Annotated in this window: 2 protein-coding genes; both read right to left on the reverse strand. The window is 63.1% G+C overall.

What is annotated here, in order from left to right; all coding sequences use genetic code 11:
* Positions 1 to 52: 52 nt before the first annotated feature.
* On the reverse strand, positions 53 to 1342 hold the full coding sequence (locus tag BKD70_RS22400) for a M18 family aminopeptidase (RefSeq protein ID WP_070415420.1): 1290 nt from the start codon (positions 1340 to 1342) through the stop codon (positions 53 to 55).
* Positions 1343 to 1537: 195 nt separating this feature from the next.
* On the reverse strand, positions 1538 to 2006 hold a 469-nt coding region (locus BKD70_RS22405), incomplete at its 5' end, for an RluA family pseudouridine synthase (protein WP_070415421.1).

Here is a 2006-nt window from a genome sequence, read left to right on the forward strand (position 1 = left end):
TTCACAKATCAAATGTGGGAGCGGGCTTGCCCGCGATGGGCGCGCTTCGGTCTCAGGGTAAATCGCGGCTGGCGTAGAACGCCCCCAGCACCTTGACCAGATGCGCCAGGTCATGGCTGCCGCACAGCTCGCGGATCGAGTGCATGGCAAAGGTCGGCAAGCCGATGTCCACGGTGCGCACGCCCAGGTGGCTGGCAGTGATGGGGCCGATGGTCGAGCCGCAGCCCATGTCGCTGCGCACCACGAAGCTTTGCACTGGCACTTCCTGGGCCATGCACAGGTGGCGGAAGAACCCGGCGGTTTCGCTGTTGGTGGCGTAGCGCTGGTTGCTGTTGACCTTGATCACCGGGCCGGCGTTGAGTTTCGGGCCGTGGTTGGCGTCGTGTTTCTCGGCGTAGTTGGGGTGCACACCGTGAGCGTTATCTGCCGACACCAGCAGGGATTTCTGAATGGTGCGTACGAATTCTTCACCTTCGGGCAGCAGGCGACGCAGGGTCTGTTCCAGCATCGGGCCATCGGCACCGCAGGCCGAGCAGGAGCCGACTTCTTCGTGGTCGTTGCACACCAGCACGCAGGTTTCATCGGTGTCGCTGGTGAGCAATGCTTGCAAACCGGCGTAGCACGACAGCAGGTTGTCCAGGCGCGCACCGGCAATGAAGTCGCCATTGAGGCCGATCACGGCAGCACTTTGGGTGTCGTAGAAACTCAGCTCGTAGTCGAGTACCACATCGGCATTCAAACCATGCTCGCGGGCCAACTGTTCGGTGAGCACGGCGCGAAAGTCCACGCGCTCGTCACCGGCAAACTGCGCCAGGATCGGCGGCAGCTCGGTCTGGGCATTGATTGCCCAGCCCTGGTTGGCTTCACGGTTGAGGTGAATGGCCAGGTTGGGAATGATGGCGATCGCCAGCTTGAAGTCGATCAGTTGGCTCTCGACCTTGCCATCGCGGCGGAAGGTAACACGGCCTGCCAGGGACAGGTCGCGGTCGAACCAGGGCGCCAGCAGCGCGCCGCCGTAGACTTCCACGCCCAGTTGCCAGAAGCCGTGGCGTTGCAGCTCCGGCTGGGGCTTGACCCGCAGGCACGGGCTGTCGGTGTGGGCGCCGACCATGCGGATACCGTCCTGCAGCGGCGATTGGCGGCCGAGCTTGAAGGCGATGATCGAGGAATCGTTGCGGGTCACGTAGTAGCGACCGTTGGCCTCGGTGGCCCAGGTGTCGCGCTCGTCGAGGCGCTGGTAACCGGCCGCTTCCAGGCGTTGGGCCAGGGCGGCAGTGGCATGAAAAGGAGTAGGGGAGGCCTTGAGGAAGTCGATCAGGCCTTGATTCAACGCTTCGCGCATAAATAGCTCCAGACAGCAGTGGCGAGAGTTTACCGTATTGGCCAGATATTTGGAGTGAGCGTGCAGGGCCGAGAACCACACCAAACCCTGTGGGAGCTGGCTTGCCTGCGATAGCGGTCTTTCTGTGCCAGATGTATTGGCTGGCACGCCGATATCGCAGGCAAGCCAGCTCCCACATTTGACCGCATCAGCCCTTCAAAAAGGGGCTGGGCACTCGAAACGCAGGCGCTCGCCGCTTTGCGGATGGGTGAAGCTGAGCATGCTTGCATGCAGGCACAGGCGCGGCCAGGCGGCCAGGGCTTGTTCATGGGCGTACAGACCATCGCCCAGCAACGGATGCCCGATGGACAACATATGCACGCGCAACTGGTGTGAGCGCCCAGTGATGGGTGTCAGCTCTACGCGGCACCAGTCGCCGCAACGCTCCAGCACTTTCCAGAAGGTCAGGGCATGTTTGCCGAACTCATGGTCGACAACGTGGCGGGGCTTGGTCGGCGGGTCATAGCGCAGGGGCAGGTCGATGCTGCCGCTGTCCAGTGCCGGTTGGCCCCAGGCCAGGGCGGTGTAGGCCTTTTCGGTCTCGCGGTCGTGAAACTGGCGGGACAGTTCGCGGTGGGTGTCCGCGTCCCGGGCCAGCAGGATGATCCCCGACGTTTCCCAGTCC

It is taken from the genome of Pseudomonas sp. BS-2016 (assembly GCF_001806145.1).
Taxonomy (GTDB): domain Bacteria; phylum Pseudomonadota; class Gammaproteobacteria; order Pseudomonadales; family Pseudomonadaceae; genus Aquipseudomonas; species Aquipseudomonas lundensis.

Bases quoted from the DNA above. Each gene is read 5' to 3' on its own strand.
- BKD70_RS22400 (WP_070415420.1), bottom strand. From the start codon at position 1,342: ATGCGCGAAGCGTTGAATCAAGGCCTGATCGACTTCCTCAAGGCCTCC.